Source organism: Coprococcus sp. AF102-57 (assembly GCF_027686195.1).
In the GTDB taxonomy this organism is placed as follows: domain Bacteria; phylum Bacillota; class Clostridia; order Lachnospirales; family Lachnospiraceae; genus Allocoprococcus; species Allocoprococcus comes.
The window spans coordinates 154,045-177,515 of sequence record NZ_JAQCSY010000001.1; the positions used below are offsets into that span (position 1 = coordinate 154,045).

The 23,471-nt window shown below is 41.3% G+C and carries 21 protein-coding genes and 1 pseudogene; 4 read left to right on the forward strand and 18 right to left on the reverse strand.

Annotation, left to right across the window (positions count from 1 at the left end; all coding sequences use genetic code 11):
- Window positions 1-76 precede the first annotated feature (76 nt).
- From PGZ10_RS00750 to PGZ10_RS16715, 15 genes and pseudogenes are all read right to left on the reverse strand, one after another.
- On the reverse strand, window positions 77-631 hold the full coding sequence (locus PGZ10_RS00750) for a VanZ family protein (RefSeq protein WP_270540477.1): 555 nt from the start codon (window positions 629-631) through the stop codon (window positions 77-79).
- Between the two features lie 626 nt (window positions 632-1,257).
- Window positions 1,258-1,689: a DUF2752 domain-containing protein gene (locus PGZ10_RS00755; protein WP_242999904.1), complete on the reverse strand. Its 432-nt coding sequence runs from the start codon at window positions 1,687-1,689 to the stop codon at window positions 1,258-1,260.
- A 49-nt stretch (window positions 1,690-1,738) separates the two neighbouring features.
- Window positions 1,739-2,377 carry a hypothetical protein gene (locus tag PGZ10_RS00760; protein ID WP_270540479.1) on the reverse strand — a complete coding sequence of 213 codons (639 nt, stop codon included), beginning with the start codon at window positions 2,375-2,377 and terminating at the stop codon, window positions 1,739-1,741.
- Window positions 2,378-2,586: 209 nt separating this feature from the next.
- Entirely contained in the window at window positions 2,587-3,378 is a 792-nt protein-coding gene (locus tag PGZ10_RS00765; RefSeq protein ID WP_173687798.1) for an RnfABCDGE type electron transport complex subunit B, read from the reverse strand.
- Window positions 3,379-3,396: 18 nt separating this feature from the next.
- Entirely contained in the window at window positions 3,397-3,972 is a 576-nt protein-coding gene (locus tag PGZ10_RS00770; protein WP_055155598.1) for an electron transport complex protein RnfA, read from the reverse strand.
- A 14-nt stretch (window positions 3,973-3,986) separates the two neighbouring features.
- Window positions 3,987-4,688, reverse strand: a complete 702-nt coding sequence (gene rsxE / locus PGZ10_RS00775; RefSeq protein WP_022220472.1) for an electron transport complex subunit RsxE — start codon at window positions 4,686-4,688, stop codon at window positions 3,987-3,989.
- Complete coding sequence (locus PGZ10_RS00780) at window positions 4,681-5,283, reverse strand: RnfABCDGE type electron transport complex subunit G (RefSeq protein ID WP_022220471.1); 603 nt, start codon at window positions 5,281-5,283, stop codon at window positions 4,681-4,683. The genes rsxE and PGZ10_RS00780 overlap by 8 nt, the downstream gene beginning before the upstream one ends.
- Complete coding sequence (locus PGZ10_RS00785) at window positions 5,283-6,254, reverse strand: RnfABCDGE type electron transport complex subunit D (RefSeq protein ID WP_022220470.1); 972 nt, start codon at window positions 6,252-6,254, stop codon at window positions 5,283-5,285. The genes PGZ10_RS00780 and PGZ10_RS00785 overlap by 1 nt, the downstream gene beginning before the upstream one ends.
- 25 nt (window positions 6,255-6,279) lie before the next feature.
- Window positions 6,280-7,599, reverse strand: coding sequence for an electron transport complex subunit RsxC (gene rsxC / locus PGZ10_RS00790; protein WP_270540481.1), 1,320 nt, complete (start codon window positions 7,597-7,599; stop codon window positions 6,280-6,282).
- Window positions 7,600-7,923: 324 nt separating this feature from the next.
- On the reverse strand, window positions 7,924-9,003 hold the full coding sequence (gene rpsA / locus PGZ10_RS00795; protein ID WP_008375104.1) for a 30S ribosomal protein S1: 1,080 nt from the start codon (window positions 9,001-9,003) through the stop codon (window positions 7,924-7,926).
- On the reverse strand, window positions 8,984-9,838 hold the full coding sequence (gene ispH, locus PGZ10_RS00800; protein WP_055155600.1) for a 4-hydroxy-3-methylbut-2-enyl diphosphate reductase: 855 nt from the start codon (window positions 9,836-9,838) through the stop codon (window positions 8,984-8,986). Before ispH ends, rpsA begins: the two co-directional genes overlap by 20 nt.
- Window positions 9,839-9,885: 47 nt before the next feature.
- A complete protein-coding gene (locus tag PGZ10_RS00805; RefSeq protein ID WP_195412875.1) occupies window positions 9,886-10,023 on the reverse strand; it encodes a hypothetical protein in 138 nt (45 codons plus the stop codon).
- A gap of 41 nt (window positions 10,024-10,064) precedes the next feature.
- Window positions 10,065-10,820, reverse strand: a complete 756-nt coding sequence (locus tag PGZ10_RS00810; RefSeq protein ID WP_270540482.1) for a metallophosphoesterase family protein — start codon at window positions 10,818-10,820, stop codon at window positions 10,065-10,067.
- A 2-nt stretch (window positions 10,821-10,822) separates the two neighbouring features.
- Complete coding sequence (locus PGZ10_RS00815; protein ID WP_117834090.1) at window positions 10,823-11,362, reverse strand: RNA 2'-phosphotransferase; 540 nt, start codon at window positions 11,360-11,362, stop codon at window positions 10,823-10,825.
- A gap of 155 nt (window positions 11,363-11,517) precedes the next feature.
- Window positions 11,518-11,694, reverse strand: a pseudogene (locus PGZ10_RS16715) (site-specific integrase); the annotation flags it as partial.
- A gap of 347 nt (window positions 11,695-12,041) precedes the next feature.
- On the opposite strand from PGZ10_RS16715, the gene PGZ10_RS00825 reads away from it, so the two are divergent.
- The 3 genes from PGZ10_RS00825 to PGZ10_RS00835 all read left to right on the forward strand — a co-directional run bounded on the left by PGZ10_RS00825 (window position 12,042) and on the right by PGZ10_RS00835 (window position 15,269).
- Window positions 12,042-12,434, forward strand: a complete 393-nt coding sequence (locus PGZ10_RS00825; RefSeq protein WP_207660039.1) for a hypothetical protein — start codon at window positions 12,042-12,044, stop codon at window positions 12,432-12,434.
- 1 nt (window position 12,435) lies between these two features.
- Entirely contained in the window at window positions 12,436-13,515 is a 1,080-nt protein-coding gene (locus PGZ10_RS00830) for a zinc-ribbon domain-containing protein (protein ID WP_270540485.1), read from the forward strand.
- A gap of 296 nt (window positions 13,516-13,811) precedes the next feature.
- On the forward strand, window positions 13,812-15,269 hold the full coding sequence (locus tag PGZ10_RS00835; protein ID WP_270540486.1) for a zinc-ribbon domain-containing protein: 1,458 nt from the start codon (window positions 13,812-13,814) through the stop codon (window positions 15,267-15,269).
- Between the two features lie 235 nt (window positions 15,270-15,504).
- Here PGZ10_RS00835 and PGZ10_RS00840 read toward each other — a convergent pair whose 3' ends face one another.
- Window positions 15,505-16,665, reverse strand: coding sequence for a C40 family peptidase (locus tag PGZ10_RS00840; protein WP_270540487.1), 1,161 nt, complete (start codon window positions 16,663-16,665; stop codon window positions 15,505-15,507).
- A 243-nt stretch (window positions 16,666-16,908) separates the two neighbouring features.
- Between PGZ10_RS00840 and PGZ10_RS00845 the strand changes: the two genes are divergently transcribed.
- A complete protein-coding gene (locus PGZ10_RS00845; protein WP_117556070.1) occupies window positions 16,909-17,277 on the forward strand; it encodes a VOC family protein in 369 nt (122 codons plus the stop codon).
- Between the two features lie 104 nt (window positions 17,278-17,381).
- On the opposite strand, the gene PGZ10_RS00850 is transcribed toward PGZ10_RS00845, so the two are convergent.
- Window positions 17,382-18,881 (reverse strand): glutamate synthase subunit beta, encoded by a 1,500-nt coding sequence (locus PGZ10_RS00850; protein ID WP_270540488.1) that lies wholly within the window; start codon window positions 18,879-18,881, stop codon window positions 17,382-17,384.
- Between the two features lie 12 nt (window positions 18,882-18,893).
- Complete coding sequence (gltB, locus tag PGZ10_RS00855; RefSeq protein ID WP_270540491.1) at window positions 18,894-23,429, reverse strand: glutamate synthase large subunit; 4,536 nt, start codon at window positions 23,427-23,429, stop codon at window positions 18,894-18,896.
- Window positions 23,430-23,471: the final 42 nt, after the last annotated feature.

The following is a 23,471-nucleotide window of genomic DNA, read 5'->3' on the forward strand; positions in this document are numbered from 1 at the left end:
GCCGCAATTATCCAGAATGCTCTGTACTCCCCGCAAATCGAATATTGAAATTCCAGGAAATTATTTCTGGATAATATCAGCACTTTTCACTCAGACATGTTCTGAGACACTTGCATACGATCTTCCATATCGCCCATCCGATAAACATCCCAATTGTATTTGTTACCACATCATCCAATTGTAAATATCCTCTCTGCGTAATATGCTGTGTGATCTCTATACCACAGGAACATAAAAAACCAATCAGCACACATTTCCAACCGCTTCTGACTTGTTTAAAAACTATTGGTAACAATACACCAAAAGGAATAAACATAATAATATTCTCAATAAACATAGCATGCATATGGAAAGAATGTCCCCATGTTTCAAATAACACTAAACTAATTTCTTTCCTGCTCCCCGCTTCTCTTGAAAAAAAGACAGTCTGAAAGGTAACAATAATATAGGCAATAAATAATATCCACGCAATTCTATATTTTTTATTAATTCCATTATCCTTTTCCTGCTTTTGAGAACCTTTCTCATACACCCAACTAATAAAAAATACAAGACAAGCACTAAAAATGATTGCCGGAATCAGCCACATTACTGGTTGATTAAAATCTTGAATTATTATTTTTTTGTACAACTTGATTTCTAATCACCTTCCTTTTTAGTATCATATCAAATCAATTATTTTAGATATTTTTATTCTTTCTTCCTTCAACAGGCTCACTTCAATTACAACAATGGTATCGCATACTTTTTCATTTTGTGCCTCCAAACGATTTTACCACTTATCCAAGATTGTTTTCAACATTATCTTTTAGTAATAATTATATCCTAAAATAAATTTCTAAATTCCACCTCTTCGTCTCGGAATGAATGACTCATCCTTGTCCACAGCTTTGTTCTTATATTTTCTGATGCTTCTTCTGTTTTTTATTGCTTCGATCATTTTTCCTCATATTCTCCTTAACCTCGTCCGGTACATCGATCAGACCGAACCGGTAGAACATTCCGTATATGATTAGGGTGTCAAAATAGTAAAAAAAGTTGCGATATTTTGATAAAGTTTTACAGTTAAAGCACCTAAATCCGTTATGCCTAACTTGACGAAATATGTTAAAAATGATAACATTATTTATGTTGTAGAAAAATACTGGGTAAAAAAAGTCGCTTAAGTGGAAGATAAGCGACATTTGTTTTTATGATTAATCCAAAAAAGTGCCGCTCCATCGTTTTGATGACTTCGCGGCACTTTTATATACTCTACTATAAATAATTTCTTCCACTTCTAATTATCTCCCACACCCGGTATCCCACGCTTCCATAGTAATAACTCATCGGAGCATCTCCCGGAAAATGCCTTACCATTCGGTACACATAATATAGAATCAGTCCTACGCACAGAAGAATCACCCATTTCCCAAGACTCTTCGTTTCTTTTCTCTGTATGTATCTCCGCACGCCAAACCATCCCACCAGAATAATCACACCATAAATAAACGGATGCATTTTCCATGCCCCGGCAAAGTCCCCTCGCAGCACCATAAACATCGCTCTTGTAAGCCCGCATCCCGGACAAGGAAATCCCGTCATGATCACCATTGGACACAGACTGTATAAAAACTTTCTTCCTATAACAAAATAAATTGCAAATACAAGAATCGCAATGCGGATATTCCATAAGTCCTGTAAAAGCATCTTTATTCCTGCTATTAATCTATTTTTCACAAAAGTGTTCCCAACTTTCTTATTGAGGTGCATCTTTTTTCAAAATATCCTGCACATAATCAACCGGTCTTTTTACTGCTTCCGAAATCATTTCATCTGTGCATTTCATTTCATGTAAACTCCAGATAAATTTAACCGTTGTCTCCTCCTGTCCTATCGCTCGCCCTTCTATTCTACCTTCTTCTCTTCCCTCTTTTCTTCCTTCTTCTCTTCCTCGTCTAACCAACACATCACTAAATCCCGTCATCGTCATAGCCACATCCTCCTTAAATTCATCTTCCCATTCAATATGTGAATATGTCTCTATTTCTTCTATATTTCCCACAAATATCTGATTAAGATAATCAAATATCCCTGCATCTTCGTCCCGTATCCGATATTCATCCGTCTCCGAAACCGGTGCGTCACTGACAACCTCATCCGATGTAATCGATGCAAGGTCCAGACAATTCAGGATCTCTTCCTGCGAACACCCTTCAAATTCCGGGATCACCATCTCCATAATCGGCACAATGATCTCTTTGCTCTTAAAGAGTTTCTTCACGCCCTTGTCATACTCTGCGCCAATATTTACAGATGATGCAATGTCGTATTTTGTCTCTATTTTCATTTCTATTTTGGATGATTTTCTACACGCAATCATCAACCCAATAATCAAATCTTCTTTTCCTTCGCCGTTTCCTATATTATAACATACCCCACGATATTCTAAAAATTAAATTTTTCTAACTTTCTCTTTCCATCCTTTCATCCTTCCGCAGTCGAATGAACTCAATAAAAAAGGATCCGGATGCATTTGCAGAAGCCTAAGAAAAACTTGTTCTTAGCCTCCGAAACAGCATCCGGATCCTTTTTTTCATTATTTATTTACTTAATGATCTTCTTCGGACATTTCTCCGCACATTTTCCACAGTTTGTACATTTTTCCGGATCAATGTGTGCGATGTTATCTACTACATGTACTGCATCAGATTCACATACTTTTTCACACATCTTACATCCGATACATCCTACGGAACATACGCTCATAACGTCTTTTCCTTTATCTTTTGAGCTGCACTGTACGAGATGCTTCTGTTCATAAGGTACAAGCTCGATCAGATGTTTTGGACAGGTGGCGATACATTTACCACAGGCTTTACATGCTTCTTTGTCGACTACTGCAATTCCGTCTACGATATGGATCGCATCGAACGGACATGCCTTTACGCAGCTTCCGAAACCAAGACATCCGAAAGAACATCCTTTTGATCCGCCATTCTGCATCATGGCTGCCATCTGGCAATCTGTAATTCCTGTATAATCATATGCCTGTTTTGCTTTTTCGCAGGTTCCTGCACATTTTACAAATGCAACTTCGTGTACGCTTTCACCGGCTTCTTCGCCCATGATCGCTGCGATCTTTGCTGCTACCGGAGCACCGCCGACCGGGCACTGTCCTACCGGAGCTTCTCCTTTTGCGATAGCTGCTGCAAGACCGGAACATCCGGCATATCCACATCCACCACAGTTGTTACCCGGAAGTTCTGCGAGAATCGCTTCTTCTTTTTCATCTACTTCAACTGCAAATTTCTTGCCTGCAATTCCAAGGAAGACACCGATGAATACGCCGGTACCGCCTACGATAAGTGCAGCAATCAATACTCCTGTTATACTCATAACACGGTCCTCCTTCTGTTAAATGATTCCTGAGAATCCAAAGAACGCGATGGACATCAGTGCTGCAGTAAGCAGTACGATCGGAGTTCCCTGGAAAGACTCACTGATATCGTTGTATTCGATCTTCTCACGGATACCAGCCATGATCACGATCGCGATCGTGAATCCGACTGCTGTGGAGAATCCGTATACAACACCTTCAAGAATGTTATATCCTTTTGTTACACAGTTCAGTGATACACCAAGTACTGCACAGTTTGTTGTGATCAACGGGAGATATACACCAAGTGCATTATAAAGCGGAGGCATAACCTTCTTAAGGAACATTTCTACAAACTGAACGAGTGCTGCGATAACCAGGATAAATACGATGGTCTGCAGATACTCAAATCCTGCCGGATGTAAGATGAACTGGTAGATCGCACCGGTAATGAAAGATGCGATTGTAATAACGAAAACAACTGCGCCGCCCATGCCGGCTGCTGTCTCAATTTTCTTAGAAACACCAAGGAAAGGACAGATACCGAGGAACTGGCTGAGTACGACGTTGTTAACAAGCGCCGAACCAACTGCTATAATAAGTAATTCTTTCATCTCTTATCTCCCTCCTATTCCTTTTCCTGACCTGTCGGGAACACGTGTCCGTCGCATCCGCCGCATGAAGCGCATCCGCCTTCACAGCATCCCTGCGCTTTGACAACTTTCTTTCCTTTTGCTTCCAGTTTCTTCATGATCTTGTTACGTGCCGCAACAAGGAATGCAAGAACAAGGAATGCACCAGGAGCAAGGATGAAAATAGTAACAGGTTCGTAGATATCAGGCATAACCTGAAATCCGAATAATTTTCCGGAACCAATCAGCTCTCTGACGATACCGATGCAGGTAAGACCAAGTGTGAATCCAAGTCCCATACCAATACCATCAAATACAGATGGAAGGACCGGGTTCTTTGATGCATATGCTTCTGCACGTCCGAGGATGATACAGTTAACTACGATCAGAGGAATATATACACCAAGTGATGCATAAAGACTAGGTACAAAACCTTCCAGAAGGAACTGTACCACAGTAACAAGTGTTGCTACGACTACGATAAATGCCGGCATACGAACCGAATCCGGAATGATCTTACGCAGCATGGAAATCAAAAGGTTTGAGAAAATCAATACCACTGTGGTAGAAAGTCCCATACCAATACCGTTGATTGCGGATGTTGTAACCGCCAGTGTCGGACACATACCAAGCATCATAACAAAGGTCGGGTTTTCTTTTACAAGACCGTTATAAAGTCTTTCTGTACATTTATTCATTTCCACTACCTCCTAACGCTGTCTGGTAATATCCAAGTGCTGTGTTGACAGCTCCTGTGACTGCACGGGAAGTGATGGTTGCACCACTCAAAGCATCGATCGGCTGTCCGTCTCCGCCATCTTTGGATACATAGAATTTTTCAGCCTGCTGTCCTGCAAACTGATTGTAAAAGCTTGGTTCTTTCGCACGCATACCAAGACCTGCTGTCTCGCTGATGGAAAGGAAAGAAATGCCATTTACCGTACCGTCACTCATGATACCGACTGTGATCTGGATATCTCCGCCGTAACCATCTTTATCGGTTACTGTTATAACATAACCAGCTTCGCTCCCATCCATAACAGCAGAATAGACTTCATCTACTGTTGCATTCGTTCCCATCTTTTTGATTGCTTCTTTGGCAGCTTTCTGATCTACGTCCATTGCCTCAAAGGAATCTGCTTCCGGATAAACGGCCTGACAGGCTTCCTGTTTCTGCTTTGCCTGTGTCTGTGCGATTGGACCTTTTGTCACTTCGTAAGCAGCTCCAAGTACCAGACCAGATACAACGGTGATTGCTGCAAGGATCAGTGTATTTTTGATAATCTTATTCATTATTTTTCTCCTCCTTTACCGAAAGGCTTTGGAAGAGTAACTCTCTCGATCAGCGGTACAAGAAGGTTACTGAAGATGATCGCATAAGATACACCTTCTGCTGAACCACCGAACAGACGGAACAGACCAGTCAGACATCCAAGAAGGATACCATATACGATCTGCCCTTTTTTGGTGATCGGGGAAGTTACATAATCGGTTGCCATAAACCATGCTCCAAGCATCAGACCACCACCACAGAGTTCTGCTGTCATGTACTGAACGTTGAAGAATCCAATTCCATCTACAAATCCACCGAAGATTCCGATGAAAAGTGCAAATGTCACAATATATGTACCCGGGATACGAAGATCAATGATTCCTTTGAGAATCAGGATGATCGCTCCGATCACGATTGCGATAACGGATGTCTCACCGATGGTTCCGGCAATATTTCCGATCAGCATGTCCATGCTGTTCACACCGTCAAGTGCTGCATTTCCTGCTTCGATATTAGCACGGATCGTTGCCAGTGGTGTTGCACCGGATACGCCGTCATATACGAAGCTTGTCATTCTTCCTGTGAAGGAAATAAGAAGGAAACATCTTGCTCCAAGTGCAGGGTTCATGAAGTTCTGTCCCAATCCACCAAAGAGCTGCTTTACAACCAGGATTGCGAATACACTTCCGATGATTCCCATCCAGATCGGGGCTGTCGGCGGAAGGTTGAGTGCAAGCAGAAGTCCTGTAACTGCGGCACTGAAATCCTTGATCGTAATCTTTTTATGCATCAGTTTTTCGTAAATGTACTCCGTAAGAACTGCTGCTGCTGTTGTCACAATAACAAGCAGCCATGCATGTGTGTCACGGAAGTTGTAAATTCCAAAGAAAGTTGCCGGTAACAGAGCGATGATAACCCACAGCATGATATTGCCGGTTGTCTCTTTAGAACGGATATGTGGTGAAGATGATACTTTTAACTGTTCACTCACTTTTGTTCACCTCTTCCTCTCTATTCTATTTTTTCTTTTTGTTGGCAAGTGCGGTTTTTCTCATCGATCCGATTGCCTGCTTCAGTTGTCTCTTAGCCGGACATACATAACTGCAGGATCCACATTCTACACATTCAAGGCCATTGAATTTGAGGAACGCTTCTTCGTCATGGCGTTCTGCAAAATCAGCCAGTCTTGACGGAATAATGCGGCTTGGACAGGCGTCAACGCACCGTCCACAGTTGATACATGCTGTCGGTTCACAGGCTGATACTTCATCTTTTGACATGCAAAGAATAGATGAAGATGTCTTGGTGATTGGTGTATCTGTCGTATACATCGCAAATCCCATCATCGGTCCACCTGAAATAACTTTTTCACAGCCTTCTTTGAGTCCGCCGGCGGCTTCGATCAGTTCGTTCTGGTTGGTTCCGAAGAGTACTTTGTAGTTGCCAGGATTTACAACTCCATCCCCTGTTACAGTAACGACACGTTCCATAGAAGGAATGCCTTTTACTGCTGCATTGTAAATGCTGATGATGGTCTCCACGTTGTCTACTACACATCCAGCATCTGCCGGAAGCATGGTAGAATTGATCGCACGTCCTGTATTTGCAAAAATCAGCTGACGTTCTGCGCCCTGTGGGTACTTGGTCATCATCTCTCTGACTTCCATACGAGGCTCGTCCTTGGTCAGCTCTTTTAATTTTGCGATACAGTCCGGTTTGTTATCCTCGATTGCAAATAAACCTTTCGCATTGTCAAAAAGCTTCAGGATCACACGCATACCCTCTACCAGAAGTTCCGGATTCTCCAGCATTCTTCTGTAATCAGCAGTAATATACGGCTCACATTCCGCACAGTTTGCAATGATATAATCAATCTTGTCTGGCTCTTTTGGTGAAAGCTTCACTCTGGTAGGGAAACCTGCTCCACCCATACCTACTACGCCAGCCTCTCCAATGATATTCAGAATCTCTTCTTTTGTCAGTTCAGAAAGAGGTTTTGGCTGTGGATATTCTACTTCTTCGTACTGACCGTCATTTGCAATGATGATACTGTTCACTTTAGAACCTGTCGGATTCACACGTGGTTCAATCGCTTTTACAGTACCTGATACGGATGCATAGATCGGTGCAGACACGAAGCCCCCCGCTTCGGCAATTTTCTGCCCTTTAAGCACATGGTCACCTTTTGCTACTACTGGCTTAGCCGGTGCTCCGATATGCTGGGATAACGGGTATACAAGATCACCCTGTGGCAGAAGTTCTACGATTGCCTTGTCTTTCGCAAGACTTTTTCCGTCGTTCGGATGAACTCCGCCTTTAAATGTCAAAAGTCCCATTTTGATATCCTTCCTTCCTGTTTTCTCTCTTATAAATATACTAAAATAAATCCTACAATTCCAGTAACTTTCGTCATTTTATTGTATATTTTCCAGTACATCTTGTCATTTTTTTAACACAATAGTTTCCTTACGCAAAAAAGAGAGGCTACTACGACCTCTCTTTGTGAATTTTCTGACTATTCGGTAAAATTTTTCATCTTACTTATCGAGATCACTTATGGATCCGAAAACTTTTTCAGCTGTAGTTAGTTATGTCTACTAGTTTTTTCAAACAAAAGATAGAGACTTCAATCAGTCTCTATCCTTGTATATCTTATTTAATTATTCTTCAGTTTCTTCCTGAGCTTCTGCATTTTCAAGTGCTTTCATGCTAAGGCTGATCTTCTTGTCAGCTTCGTTAAGATCTACGATCTTAGCTGTAATCTCCTGACCTACAGAAAGTACGTCTGAAGGTTTTTCAACATGTGCTCTTGAGATCTGTGATACATGAAGGAGTGCATCTACTCCAGGAGCGAGTTCTACGAATGCACCAAAGTCTGTCATTCTTGCAACTTTTCCTGTTACAACTGTACCTACAGCGTACTTCTCAGCTGCGTTAGCCCATGGATTTGTCTCCGGGAATTTTAAGCTGAGTGCAACTTTTGTATCATGGATATCTTTAACAAGGACTTTAAGAGTTTCACCAACTGTGAATACTTTCTTCGGATTGTCAACTCTTCCCCATGACATCTCAGAGATATGAAGAAGTCCGTCTACTCCGCCGAGATCGATAAATGCACCGAAATCTGTTACGTTCTTAACTGTTCCTTCGATCACATCACCGACTTTAAGTTTAGCGAAGAGTTCTTTCTGCTTTTCTGCTCTTTCAGCAACAAGAAGCTGTCTTCTGTCACCGATGATACGGTTTCTTCTTGGATTGAATTCGCTGATAACAAATTCGATTTCCTGATCTTTGTACTTAGAAAGGTCTTTTTCGTAAGTATCTGATACAAGACTTGCCGGGATGAATACTCTTGCTTCATCTACAACAACGCTTAATCCACCGCCAAGAATCTGAGTAACCGGTGCTTTCAGGACTTCTTTGTTTTCGAATGCTTCTTTTAATCTTTCGTTACCTTTTTCTGCAACAAGTCTCTTGTATGTAAGAAGAACCTGTCCTTCTCCATCATTGACTTTCAGTACTTTAACAGTCATCGGATCACCAACAGAAACAACAGTTGTAAGATCTACACTGTTATCATTGGTATATTCACTTCTGGTGATGATACCGTCTGCTTTGTATCCTATATTTAAGATGATTTCATCTGGCTTAACATCAATTACAGTACCATCTACGACCTCTCCATTATGAATTGTTTTAAATGACTCGTCTAACATTTGTTCAAAAGTTAATTCTGACATTATTTTGAACCTCCTCAATTATATTGTTGGGCGTGGATGCCCCTGCTGTAATACCTACTGTTTCCACGGACCTTAATTGATTCATATCAAAATCGTCAAGTGTCTGTATATAGTACGTATTGTGACATTCCCTGCTGCATATTTCATACAGTTTCTGGGTATTGGAACTATGTTTGTCTCCGATTACAATCATAGCATCCACCTCTTTTGCAATGCTCCTTGCTTCTGTCTGACGCTCTCTGGTTGCATTACAAATCGTATTTAAAACACTTATATCATAACCCTTTTCTGAAATAATTTCAACTAAATCTTTGAATTTATTGTAATTAAATGTCGTCTGAGACACAATACAAATTCTTTCGGATGTAGTATTTTCAAATTTTTCTGCTTCTTCTGCATTTTTTATAACGGTTACATTTTCTCCTGCCCAGCCCCGGATTCCTTCAACCTCAGGGTGATCCGGATTACCAATGATAATGATCCGGCTGCCTTTTTTACTTTCTTCGGCAACAATCTTATGGATTCTTTTCACAAACGGACAGGTTGCATCTACATATTCGATGCCTTTTTCATCCATTAGGTCACAGATTCTCTTTGGAACACCATGAGAGCGGATAATCACCAGTCCTTCTTCCAGACCTTTCAGTTCTTCCTCACCGCGCAGGACTTTTACGCCATGTGCTTCCATGTCCTTTACAACCTCTTCATTATGGATGATCGGACCATAAGTATAGATCTGTTTTCCCATCTGTTTTTCAACCTGCTCATATACTGTATCGACAGCGCGTTTTACACCAAAGCAGAATCCGGCACTTTTTGCGCGTATTACTTCCATTTTTAGGTTCCTCCTGTTGTTTTTATTTTTCTGATAAGTGATTCTTTTTACATACTTAGAAATTTGAAACATGCATAGCGCAGATTCATCCGCATCTTCAGATTACATTTTTCGCCCGGAACAGTAAGTTTTTTCACGAACCGGTTCAGTGTACGTTTCTCATATTCTTCCATCAATTTACACATAAACCGAAAATCTCCCTTCGTCATACACAAATTATAATTTCTCACAGTATCCGAATAATCTGCTCATATATCAGTATTTCTTTCGGTCCAATATTCTTATTATCATGATAATGACCAAAGAACCACTTCTTAAAATTTACCCGCTGCTTCACTAACTCCAGATAATCCGTCATGGAATCTGCTGAAAAAGTCTTATCTACAAATTGTTTCTGGGTACTTGTAGCACAACAATGACTGATAATAAAATCTACCTCATTGTTATACTGAGATAAATTTCTTAATCCTTCTTCCATTTCCTCATTTGAAGCCATTTCTTCTTTCCACCAGGAAATGTGATTCACACGATAAGGCAGCCATTCCTTATCCAGTTCTTTCTTTTTCTTCTTAAAATCCGGGGCTTCTGGATCTAAAATCCCACCGTCTATATCATGACTTTTTGCTCCACCGAATACAAAAAATTTCTTTCCGCAAAGTTGAAAAACCTGTCCTCGCATAAGATGTATCACCGAAGGTCTAATTTTGTGTACATTTCCACCATTCCATTTTTCTACGGGATAGTTGTAAAGCCTGTCAAAATTCTCATGGTTCCCCTCGCAAAAAAGAGTTGTAAAAGGATGCTTTTCTAGCCAGTCCATCCAATGCTTCTCATATTTATTTTCTTCAAAACGATTCCATACTCCACCAAAATCACCGCAGATAATGACATAATCATCTTTTGTCATTTCATATTGCTCCGGGAAAATTTTAGTATTGAACCTGGTAAAATCAGCGTGACAGTCGCCGGTTACATAAATCATCCTTACTGCTCCTCTTTGATTAAATATTTTACGGGGACTTCTTTTGTTAACCATACTCCATTTTTTGATAAGAAAAATGAATATCCATCGTCATACATTTCTTTTGTTTTTACGATATAAAGCACTGGTTTTCCGTGACGTGAGCCGACTTTCGTAGCTGTAGCTGCGTCTGATGATAAATGCACATATAACCTACCCTTTGGAATCAATCCTTGTTGATCAATGGATGCAACATATTTTTCTCCAGTTCCATGCCAGAGCGTTTCAGGCGGTATTGCTGCTGGTAATTCTACATCAACAAGAATCGAATGTCCCTGATTTGCCCGAATCTTTGTTTTATCTTCATTAAAGGTAAATCTTTGCTTATTATCTGTCCAAACAATTTCTTCCAGCATTTCTCTATTAAATTCACGTGTTTTCGAAATTCCGGCAATCAGCCCGTCTACATTTGCCCAACCATGTTCATCCAATTGGATTCCAATTGTTTCTGGTTTATGGCGCAGGATTAAACTTACAAATTTACTTGTACTTGTTAAATTCATTTTCATTCTCTTTTTTTTTGGAAAATTCATATCTTTATATTACCATAATCAAATATACTGCACAATAAATGACCCAACTTATTTATACCGATTTTTGTATAAATAAATCAGGTCATTTTCTTATCACTCTTAATCAACGCAAGCCGTGTAATTCGTTAACTTAAACTTGATAATGAACGCATAACTAAATCAATATCTTTATTTTCCAATTCCTGAATAATATGTAAATATGTTTTCTGTGTTGTTGTCATACTCGAATGTTCCAATCTTCTTGCTACACTAGCAATAGATACGCCTGTAAACAGCAGCAAAGACGCATGCGTATGCCGCAAGAAAGAAATACATTGACGATGAAACCCTGATTACTCTAATCGATACATATTACCTTGAAAGCGGCCGTTCTGAGCGTGCATTACAACCGACACAAATTACAGATTACCTAAATGCTAATGGTTATCCAAAATATCAGGTCACGTCTTTACGTAGAAATGAAAAGGCGAAAGAACATATTCAGGCTTTACTTGCGGCTTCAAAAGAAAAAGGGGCTTCTCTTCTCATATCATATAAAACACTGGATGTTCAGGCTTTCCTTGACCGCAACAGTACAAGACAAAAAATGATCACTGCACTTACCGAACTGGACACCTACTACAAAAGTATTTGTGAGAATGCGCTTTCCATGCAAAAAGAAGCTGTATCCTATAAGACAAAACTGGATTCCGCTTCTAAAAAAGTAGAAAATCTAACTGATAAATTGCAATCATTATCAAATACAAACAAAGAATTAAAGCTGCAAAATCATGAACTATCGCAACAGTTAGATGCTCATAAAAAAGTACTTTTACAATATATTTATCCAGATGTAGCAACAGAACTCTTAAAAGAACAGGGACTTATCAAAGGAGATGTAGAATCCTGTATCAAAAATCAGGCTTTATCCGAACAAATAATTTCTCCGACAAGTTCCATTCTTCCTATAGAAACTGAAGATAAAATTCCAGAAAAGCAAGCTAATCATTCATCAGAAAGTAACATTATACAAGGACTTTTTAACAACTTGGAGGGAATATAAAATGTCAGATTTTAAATCAATTGCTGATGTTCCAGAAATGCTGGAACTATGGGATTTTGATAAAAATCCTGAAGATCCAAAAACGGTTTCTTCTATTTCTCGTCTCCCATATTACTGGAAATGCAAACTCTGTGGATACGAATGGCCTACAACGCCTCGTACCCGTACCCGCACCAAAGGGAAATGTCCTGCCTGCAAAGGAACAGGGAAAAGACCCGATACCATTAAAGATGTACCATTTTTAATGGAGCAATGGGATTTTAATAAGAATACCGTTGATCCTGCAACGATTCTTATATCTTCTAAAAAGAAATTCTTTTGGAAATGTAAAAAATGTGGGAAAGAATGGCCAACCAGCCCACAGTCAAGATATGATGCCAAAGGAAAATGCCCAAGCTGCGATAGCAATAAATCCGTTCAGCCTGGAGTAAATGATGTATTCACTCTGGTTCCTGAGCTAAAAAAGATTTATGATTTTGAAAAAAATAAGAATATCGATATCGAACATCAGGGATGGTCATCACGGGAAAGGATAGCTTGTAAATGCCCTGATTGCGGACGTGAATGGACAACTATTATAAATTCTCAAATTTTGAAAGAAGGAGATTCTTATAGAATTATTGGCTGTGATCATAAAAATCGAAAAACCCGACAGCATGTTCCTTTTGTTTCTGAGTCCCCAACTCTAATGCGGTTTTGGGATAACGAAAAAAATAGCTTAGATCCTTCAACCACTTCTTCTGCCAGTGATATTGCTGCTTACTGGAAATGTCCTGATTGCGGTTACAGTTGGTCTGCCGGAATAAGATCGAGAGATCGGTCAAAAAACAGCAAATGTCCATGTTGCCAAAATTTAAAAAAGTTCGTTCCCGGAATAAATGATGCTCTCACTTTACTTCCTGATTTAAAACGTCTTTATGATTTTGAAAAAAATGTAGGAATTGATCCTTTATCTCTTCGTATAGGTGATCAAAGCACTTACTACTGGTGGAAATGTCCTGATTGTGGTTATGAATGGAGTTCAACAATCACTACCAGACTCGATAGAAAGGATGGCAAAATTGTGATGCTCATAATGTAATCATACCTGGAATAAATGATGTATTAACTCTAGTTCCAGAATTCTCAGATTATTATGATTTTGAAACTAACGAAGCAAACGGAATTGACATTCGAAAATGCCGTATTTCTTCTGATCAAAAAGTACATTTTCATTGTCCTAAATGTGATTATGAATGGGACGGTACGATAGTTGGAAGAATTGGCACCGATATGCTAGGTAATAAATATGTATTTGAATGTCCTTCTTGTAAAGATCGTAATACGCGGAGAATACCTTATAGTTTATCTCATCCAAAATTAGTAGACTTATATAATATGGAGCGTAATATTTGTCCATTAGACGATATTACTCCCAGACAGGCTTCAAGTAGATTATTTTATTGGAGATGTCCCGATTGCCATACCGATTTTACGGCATATATTGCAACTGTAATCCGTGCTCTTGATGACATAACTACTATTTGTCCAAAATGTTCTGGGACAAACTCATCTCCAGATGAAAGCTTTGCCAGTAAATTCCCCGAATATCTGGAAGCCTACGCAGATACAAATACCGTAGATCCATATACTGTAGCTCCTTACAGTACTATTTCAGTCTCATGGAAATGCAAAAATGGACATATTCGCGAGGATTCCTTTGGTAGAATTAATCAAGCCGGTATTGAATGTCCCATTTGTAGAGGTACAAAACTTGTAAAGGGCATCAATACTTTTGCAGATTATTATCCACAATATATTCCAATATATTCTCCAAATAATATATGGAAACCCGATGAACTTTTTTATGATTCCAGGCGTTGGCTTAAATGGATCTGTAATACATGTCATGGAGAATACGGTGCCTATGTTAAAGAAATAGTAAATGGGAAAGAATGTCCATTTTGTTCTGAGAAATATCCACTTCCTGGATTCAATACACTTGCTGTAAAACATCCAGATATTGCTGCCATATGGTCTGAGAAAAACGAAATTTCAGCAGACGAAACACTTGTAAATGGTAATAATGCTGTCTGGACTTGTCCTGTTTGTCATGGCGACTATAATGCTCCTATTAACAAGGTCGTAGACGGGAATGCTGATTGTCCTTATTGTAACGGCAGAAAACTACTTCCTGGATTTAATAGTCTGGCTACCAAATATCCTGATATTGCTGCTATGTGGTCCGACAAAAATAACTTGTCTGCTGATCAAACCCTTCCTAATACTACTATGGCATTCTGGACTTGTCCTACTTGCCATGGAGATTATCCTGCCCGGATTAATAAAGTAATAAATGGCAAAGTAGAATGCCCTTATTGTAACAACAAAAAAGTGCTTCCCGGATTTAATAGTCTGGCTGTTAAATATCCTGATATCGCTAACATGTGGTCAAAGCAAAACAAGCTTTCAGCTGATCATGTTCTTCCTAATACCTATGTGGCCACTTGGACTTGCCCTATCTGCCATGAAGATTATTCAGCTCGAATCATCGATGTTATAAATGGAGTTACAGATTGCCCTTATTGCTCTGGTCGTAAAGCACTTCCTGGAAAAACATCCTTTGCCGCGCTTCATCCTGATTTAATGGAAGATTGGGATTTTATTGCAAACTATTGCCTTGTAAATCCCGATGAAATATTAGATACATATTCACAAAAGGTTTGGTGGAACTGTAAAAGAAGCTCTGAACATAAATATCCATTGAGTCCAGCTGATAAAGTTTTCTATCAAAAGAGACATCGGGAATCCTGTCCTTATTGCAAAGGACGCCGTAGAAAAAAGAAGTTTTTTTAGGTTAATAAAATAGTTTCAAAAAAGAGATTTTCAAATGGCCTATGCCAAATGAAAATCTCTTTTATTTTGTACGTTTTTCAAGTTTTTAGCAAAAATCAGTATTTAACTTCTCATGGAATTATGTACGTTTTCGTCGATTTTTTGAATTTTTTCAATTTAACTTTCCACGGAATTATGTACGTTTTCGTCGATTTCCGCAAAAAAATTTTTTTACTTACGCTAAAACTCTTATATCTTACCAGTATCTTCTATACCAGTGGTATGCATAATCAACACTTGTATAACATACGACCTCGCCCGGCTGCGGTGCATGAATCATCTGTCCACCTCCTGCGTAGATTCCCACATGTCCTCCGTAACATACAACATCACCCGGCTGTGGGTCTGACACTGCCTGTCCGCCACTTCCCTGACTGTATGAGTTACGTGTAATTGGAATACCACATGCCTGATGTGCCAGGTATACAAGACCTGAACAATCAACACCACTTCCCGAAGTACCGCCCCATACATAAGGAACTCCAAGGTATGCTGCTGCTGCACTTAAAATAGCGCTTCCGTTGCCATATGTACTTCCACCGTTATCACTACTGCTGTTATTATTACTTGTATCCGGAGTCACTGTCGGGGTACTTGGTGCACTCGGTGTAACGGTTGTGTTGTTATTACCATTATTATTTGTTGTATTACCTACAGTCTGTGAACCACTGTTGCTTGTCGATGCAACGGTCGAATTTGACTTTGTTGACTCAGCTGCTTTTGCTGCCTTTGCAGCTTCTTCTGCCTGCCTCTTTGCTTCAGCTGCTGCTACAGCTGCCTGAAGCTGTTCATCCAGATCTGCGACTTCTTCTTTCTTAGATTCCAGCGTATTACTCAGCGTCGTCTGCTCTGCTTCATAATCAGACTGCATAGACTCCAGATTCGCCTGATCTTCTTCAAGCTGTGCTTTCAGATCTGCAATCTGCTGCTTGGTATCAATATATTCCTGAAGCTGCTTTCTGTCATAACTATGTACGTTCTGAACATACTCTGCTTTGTTAAGCAAGTCTGAGAAATTCTCAGCACTGATCAGAGTCTCAATCGCAGTCGAGTTGCCTTCTTCATACATATACTTGATACGCTTCTTCATATCTTCGTACTGCTGATGTTCTTTTTCTTCAGCAACAGTAAGATCATCCTGTGCCTGTGTGATCTGCTGACCTGTTGACACCAGATCATCTTCCAGCTTACTCATTTTTTCAATTAGTGTCTGCAATTCTGACTGAAGAGAATCCACTTCGCTCTGTGCTGCATTTTTACTATTCTGCAGATTGCTGACATCATCCGCAAATACTGGCGTAACTACCAGTGAACTTGCAAGAACAGATGCCACAAATACATGTTTAAATTTTCTCATAATCACCCATCCTATATTTTTTTACTAATTATTTTCCTAACCCTGTGCTCGATTATATACCATTTTTCTATTTTTTGCAATACAATTTAACATTTTTGTAATATTCTACTAGGGTATCATAATATACTGATATTTTCGTTATCACTCCTAATAACCATTCCTTGCGTAATCCTTATTATTTATGCTAAACTGACTTCATAATCAATAAATCTAGAATACTAAATAAGAAAGAAGGATTCCACTATGAATTTCAAATTCAACCATAACAACTTAAATGTACGTGACCTTGAAAAATCAATTCAATTCTACAAAGATGCACTCGGACTCACCGTAGTCCGCGAAAAAGATGCTGCTGACGGAAGTTTTAAGCTCGTCTACCTCGGTGATGGAAGCTCCGTTCATCAGCTCGAGCTCACCTGGCTTCGCGACATGGACCGCCCATACGACCTCGGTGACAACGAAATCCACCTCGCCTTCACCGTAGACGACATGGATGCCGCCCTCGCACACCATAAAGAAATGAACTGCGTCTGTTTCGAAAATGAGTCCATGGGCATCTACTTCATCGAAGACCCAGACGGCTACTGGTTAGAAATCGTACCTGAAAAATAAATCTATTGCACATTTTCATTAAAGGCGTAGCCCGCCGCAAGGTGCAGGAACCACTTCCTACACCTTGCGGCGGGCTACGCCTTCATAAAATCAAACGCCACTAATTACTGTACTGACAGATTCGTATACCCCATCAGATCCAGATCTATCTGCTGTGCCGCTTCTCTTCCTTCCCGGATTGCCCACACAACCAGCGACTGTCCTCTGTGCATATCTCCTGCCGTAAATATATTCGGCACATTCGTTTTATACTCACCCGGAGCTGTTTTAACATTCGTGCGCTCATTGACTTCCACACCGAATGCCTTTGTCACATAATCTTCACTTCCGAGGAACCCCGCTGCGATCAGCACCAGTTCTGCATTTACCGTGTACTCACTTCCTGAAACCTCTGCCATCATCATACGTCCGGTCTTTTCATCCTTCTTGCTTTCCAGTTTCACAAGAACCACCTTGCAAAGATTTCCATTCTTATCTTTAACAAATTCCTTTACCGTTGTCTGATAAACCCTCGGATCATGTCCCCAGAGAGCAATTGCTTCCTGCTGACCATAGTCTGTCTTGCAGACTCTCGGCCACTCCGGCCATGGATTCATAGCGCTTCTCTCATCCGGAAGTTTCGGCATCATTTCCAGCTGAAGAACGGATTTTGCACCATGACGGATCGACGTTCCAACACAGTCATTTCCCGTATCGCCACCACCGATGACAATTACATTTTTGCCCTTTGCAGAAATATATTCGCCTTCTTTCAACTGCATCTCATTTTTCCAGAGACATTTCGTAGTTGATTTCAGAAAATCTACTGCAAAGTAGATTCCTTTCGCATTTCTTCCGGGTACTTTTATATCACGCGGATGGGATGCACCGCAACAAAGCACCACCCGGTCAAACGCTTTCAGAAGTTCTGCAGATTTCTTATCTTTTCCAATATTGCAGCCAGTTTCAAAACAGATGCCTTCTTCTTCCATTACTGCAAGTTTCCGGTCGATGAACTGTTTTTCCAGCTTCATATTCGGGATTCCATAGCGGAGAAGTCCACCCGGCTTATCTTCCCGCTCAAATACTGTTACCAGATGTCCTCGTTTATTTAACTGATCTGCGACTGTGAGACCGGAAGGTCCGGAACCGATTATCGCTATCTTTTTGCCGGTACGCGCTTTCGGCGGACATGCTTTTGCATATCCCTTTTCGTAAGCATTTTCAATAATCCCATATTCATTTGCTTTAGTCGTCACAGGGCTTCCGTGCAGGTTGCAGGTACATGCCGCCTCACAAAGTCCCGGGCATACCCTGGAAGTAAATTCCGGAAAATTGTTTGTCTTTTTCAGCCGGTAATATGCCTCTTCCCAGTTGCCGTGATAAATCAGGTCATTCCACTCCGGCACCAGATTATGCAGAGGACAGCCGCTTGCCATCCCTGCGATCATCTGTCCCGCCTGGCAGAACGGGACGCCGCATGCCATACATCTGGCGCCCTGTATTTCCTGCTCTTCTTTTGACAGAGGCGTGTGGAATTCCCGGAAATGCTTAATTCTCTCTTTTGGAGATTCGCACTCTGCATCGCGTCTGTCATAATCCATAAATCCTGTTGCTTTTCCCACGTTTTTGGCCTCCTATCTTCCTTCTTTGATCGCATAAAATGCTTCGGTTTTTGCCTGTTCGCTGCTGAGACCTTTTTCTTCCAGCTGAAGGATGCGGGTCAGCATTCTCTCGTAATCACGCGGAATGATCTTCTTAAACTTCGGCAGGTATTCTTTGAAATGATCCAGGATTTCTTTTCCCGTCTCGGAATTGGTTGCTGCTACATGTTCTTCGATCATACCTTTCAATTCAGATACATCGAACTTAGATGTTACTTTTTCGATATTAACCATCTGTTTGTTGACTTTTGTATAAAGATCACTGTCCATATCCAGAACGTAAGCAACACCGCCACTCATACCTGCTGCAAAGTTCTTTCCGGTCTTGCCAAGAATTGCAACCCGTCCACCAGTCATATATTCGCATCCATGATCACCGACCCCTTCTACAACTGCTGTTGCTCCGGAGTTACGGACACAGAAACGTTCGCCTGCCACACCATTGATATAGGCTTTTCCGCTTGTTGCACCATAAAGCGCTACGTTACCAATAATAATATTTTCATCAGCTTTAAATTTCACACCAGTCGGCGGATAAACGATCAGTTTACCACCGGAAAGTCCTTTTCCAAAATAATCATTGCTGTCACCGGTCAGTTCCAGTGTCAGACCTTTTGGTATAAATGCTCCGAATGACTGTCCGCCTGCGCCCTTACATTTCAGCACATAGCTGTCTTCTTCCAGTCCGTCCGGATAACGTCTTGTAATCTCAGAACCGAAGATTGTGCCGAATGTACGGTCTGTATTTTTTACATCCAGCTCCAGGATTCTCTTCTGTTTCTTTTCCAGTGACGGAAGAAGTTCCTTTACCAGAACTCTTTCATCCAGTGTTTTATTTAGTTCAAAATCAAAGACTTTCTTCGGATTGAAGATCATGCCTTTCTTCTCTTTTGCATACGGATTATTGAGGATTCTGGAAAGATCCAGTGTTGCGGCACGTTTGGATGTCGGCACATCTCTCACTTTCAGAAGGTCTGTCCTTCCCACCAGTTCATCCACAGTACGAATGCCAAGTTTTGCCATATATTCTCTTAATTCTTCCGCGATAAAACGCATGAAATTGATGACATATTCTGGTTTTCCGGCAAATCTCTTTCTCAGTTCCGGATTCTGTGTTGCAATTCCGACCGGACAGGTATCCAGGTTACATACACGCATCATTACGCACCCCATGGTTACAAGCGGTGCCGTCGCAAATCCAAATTCCTCTGCACCGAGAAGTGCTGCGATCGCCACATCACGGCCGCTCATCAGCTTACCGTCTGTCTCGATACGGACTCTTTCTCTCAGTCCGTTCTGGATCAGTGTCTGATGTGTTTCAGAAAGTCCAAGCTCCCACGGAAGTCCGGTATTATGGATAGAACTTCTCGGTGCTGCTCCTGTACCTCCGTCATAACCGGAGATCAGAACCAGTCCGGCCCCAGCTTTTGCAACACCAGCTGCAACCGTTCCGACACCGGCTTCAGATACCAGTTTGACAGAAATTCTTGCATCCTTGTTTGCATTTTTACAGTCATAGATCAGCTGTGCCAGATCTTCGATCGAGTAAATATCGTGATGCGGCGGCGGTGAGATCAGTCCCACACCCGGCGTAGAATGTCTGGTTTTTGCTACCCAAGGGTAAACCTTTCCCCCCGGCAGATGTCCACCTTCTCCAGGTTTTGCTCCCTGCGCCATCTTGATCTGGATCTCTTTTGCACTGACAAGATATCTGCTTGTAACACCAAAACGTCCACTGGCAACCTGTTTGATCGCAGAGCCTCTGTCGGTTCCAAGGCGCTCGATATCCTCTCCACCTTCACCGGAGTTTGACTTGCCATGCAGCGCATTCATTGCAAGGGCAAGGGTTTCGTGTGCTTCCTTTGAAATTGATCCGTAAGACATTGCACCGGTCTTGAATCTGGTCACGATCGAATCCACACTCTCTACTTCTGAAAGCGGAATCCCTTTCTTTGGATAATTGAAGTCCATCTGTCCACGGAGTGTGATTCCTTTGGATTCTTCATCAACCATCTGTGTGTACTGCTTGAACATCTCATAATCCCCGCGCCTTGTAGACTGCTGGAGCATATGGATCGTTCTCGGGTTGTACAGATGCTTTTCACCACCGCTCTTCGACTTGTGCTGTCCCACACTGTTCAACGTCAGATCTACGGAAAGTCCCAGCGGATCAAAGGCCTCGGAATGTCTTGCCATATAATCTTTTGCAATTTCTTCCAGTCCGATACCACCGACACGGCTGACAGTTCCGGTGAAATATTTTTCAATGAATTCCGGTTTTAATCCAATCGCTTCAAAGATCATGGATCCCTGATAAGACTGGATCGTGGAAATTCCCATCTTCGATGCAATCTTGACAATTCCGCTTATAACAGCTTCATTATAATCATTGACTGCTGCATAATAATCTTTCTGAAGCATATCTGTATCGATCAGCTGTTTGATCGATTCATGTGCAAGATACGGATTGATCGCAGATGCACCATATCCCAAAAGGGTTGCAAAATGATGTACTTCTCTTGGTTCTCCGGTCTCAAGGATCATGGCAACCTCTGTTCTTCTCTTAGTTCTTACCAGATGCTGGTGAACCGCTGAGGTTGCAAGCAGGGACGGGATTGCAATATGATATTCATCCACACCTCTGTCGCTTAAGATCAGGATATTCATACCTTCACGGATCGCACGGTCTACCTGAATAAACAGATAATCGATCGCTTTTTCCAGGCTGGAATTTTTATAATAGGTAGTAGAAATTTCTGCCACACGGAAACCGTCGACTTTCATGTTACGGATCTTCAGGAGATCGGTATCTGTCAGGATCGGATCGTTGATCTTTAGTACATGACAGTTTTCTTCTTTCTGTTCCAGAAGGTTTCCTTCTTCTCCGACATATACCGTTGTCGAAGTCACGATTTTTTCACGGATCGCGTCGATCGGCGGGTTCGTTACCTGTGCAAATAACTGTTTGAAATATCCAAACAGAGACTGATGCTGCTCAGAAAGAACGGCGAGCGGTGCATCGATACCCATAGCTCCGATTCCTTCACTTCCATTCATTGCCATATTCAAAATCGAAGTCTTTACTTCTTCATAAGAATAGCCAAATGCTTTTTGCAATCTCTGGCATTCTTCTTTCGAATACTGCGGTACTTTCTGGTTTGGAATCTTTAAATCACTTAAATTTACCAGCTGGCTGTTCAGCCATTCACCATAAGGCTGCCTTGCCGCATATTCTTCTTTCAGTTCCTGGTCGTCGATGACACGCCCCTGAACGATATCAACAAGAAGCATCTTACCTGGATGGATTCTTTCTTTGACTACGATCTTCTCCGGCGGGATATCCAGAACACCAACCTCAGAAGAAAGGATCAGTGTATCATCATCTGTGATGTAATATCTGGAAGGTCTCAGCCCATTTCGGTCAAGTACGGCTCCTAAAATATCTCCATCTGAGAACAGGATGGATGCCGGTCCGTCCCATGGCTCCATCATCGTTGCGTAATACTGATAGAAATCCTTGATCTTCTGTGACATCGTTGCATTCTGTGCCCATGGCTCCGGGATGGTGATCATAACTGCCAACGGAAGCGGCATGCCACTCATCACCATGAATTCCAGCGTGTTATCCAGCATGGCAGAATCGGAACCTGCGGTATTGATTGCCGGAAGGACTTTATAAAGCTCTCCTTCCAGATGCTCGGATTCCATGTTTTCCTCTCTGGCCCGCATCTTATCTGCATTGCCACGAATGGTATTGATCTCTCCGTTATGTACGATGAAACGGTTCGGATGTGCTCTTTCCCAGCTTGGATTAGTGTTTGTACTGAATCTGGAATGTACAACTGCAATTGCAGATTCATAATCCGGGTTCTGCAGATCTTCAAAGAACATCCGGAGCTGTTTTACAAGGAACATTCCTTTGTACACGATGGTTCTGCTTGACAGGGATGCTACATAGGTATCATCACTGCTCTGTTCAAAGACTCTTCTTACCACATAAAGTCTGCGGTCAAAATCCAGTCCTTGTTTTACTTTTTTCGGTCGTTCGATAAATCCCTGCAGAATGCACGGCATGCATTCGAGTGCTTTCTTTCCAAGGATCTCTTTACGGATCGGCACTTCCCTCCATCCAAGGAATTTCAGTCCTTCTTTTTCGACAATGACTTCGAAAATATTTTTTGCCTGATTCCTTTTCAGTTCGTCCTGTGGGAAGAAAAACATTCCCACACCGTAATCTCTCTCAGAACCTAAAAAGATGCCGAGGGGACGACAGACATTTGTAAAGAACTTGTGCGAAATCTGTAACAGTATTCCTACACCGTCTCCTGTCTTCCCTTCGGCATCCTTGCCAGCTCTATGTTCAAGATTTTCTACGATTTTCAGCGCATTTGCGACTGTATCATGACTCTTTTGCCCTTTGATGTTCACAACAGCTCCGATACCGCAGTTGTCATGCTCAAAATCAGGGCTGTATAAGCCTTGTTCTGTATTTTGTTGTATTACGCTCATATAACCTGCCCTTTCTGTAAAACGGTTTTGTTGTTGCTTTTA

Bases quoted from the DNA above. Each gene is read 5' to 3' on its own strand.
- PGZ10_RS00755 (WP_242999904.1), bottom strand. From the start codon at position 1,689: ATGCTTTTACAGGACTTATGGAATATCCGCATTGCGATTCTTGTATTT.
- PGZ10_RS00765 (WP_173687798.1), bottom strand. From the start codon at position 3,378: ATGAGTATAACAGGAGTATTGATTGCTGCACTTATCGTAGGCGGTACC.
- PGZ10_RS00770 (WP_055155598.1), bottom strand. From the start codon at position 3,972: ATGAAAGAATTACTTATTATAGCAGTTGGTTCGGCGCTTGTTAACAAC.
- rsxE (WP_022220472.1), bottom strand. From the start codon at position 4,688: ATGAATAAATGTACAGAAAGACTTTATAACGGTCTTGTAAAAGAAAAC.
- PGZ10_RS00780 (WP_022220471.1), bottom strand. From the start codon at position 5,283: ATGAATAAGATTATCAAAAATACACTGATCCTTGCAGCAATCACCGTT.
- rsxC (WP_270540481.1), bottom strand. From the start codon at position 7,599: ATGGGACTTTTGACATTTAAAGGCGGAGTTCATCCGAACGACGGAAAA.
- rpsA (WP_008375104.1), bottom strand. From the start codon at position 9,003: ATGTCAGAATTAACTTTTGAACAAATGTTAGACGAGTCATTTAAAACA.
- ispH (WP_055155600.1), bottom strand. From the start codon at position 9,838: ATGGAAGTAATACGCGCAAAAAGTGCCGGATTCTGCTTTGGTGTAAAA.
- PGZ10_RS00805 (WP_195412875.1), bottom strand. From the start codon at position 10,023: ATGTGTAAATTGATGGAAGAATATGAGAAACGTACACTGAACCGGTTC.
- PGZ10_RS00810 (WP_270540482.1), bottom strand. From the start codon at position 10,820: ATGATTTATGTAACCGGCGACTGTCACGCTGATTTTACCAGGTTCAAT.
- PGZ10_RS00815 (WP_117834090.1), bottom strand. From the start codon at position 11,362: ATGAATTTAACAAGTACAAGTAAATTTGTAAGTTTAATCCTGCGCCAT.
- PGZ10_RS00825 (WP_207660039.1), top strand. From the start codon at position 12,042: ATGCAAAAAGAAGCTGTATCCTATAAGACAAAACTGGATTCCGCTTCT.
- PGZ10_RS00830 (WP_270540485.1), top strand. From the start codon at position 12,436: ATGTCAGATTTTAAATCAATTGCTGATGTTCCAGAAATGCTGGAACTA.
- PGZ10_RS00835 (WP_270540486.1), top strand. From the start codon at position 13,812: ATGGAGCGTAATATTTGTCCATTAGACGATATTACTCCCAGACAGGCT.
- PGZ10_RS00840 (WP_270540487.1), bottom strand. From the start codon at position 16,665: ATGAGAAAATTTAAACATGTATTTGTGGCATCTGTTCTTGCAAGTTCA.
- PGZ10_RS00845 (WP_117556070.1), top strand. From the start codon at position 16,909: ATGAATTTCAAATTCAACCATAACAACTTAAATGTACGTGACCTTGAA.
- gltB (WP_270540491.1), bottom strand. From the start codon at position 23,429: ATGAGCGTAATACAACAAAATACAGAACAAGGCTTATACAGCCCTGAT.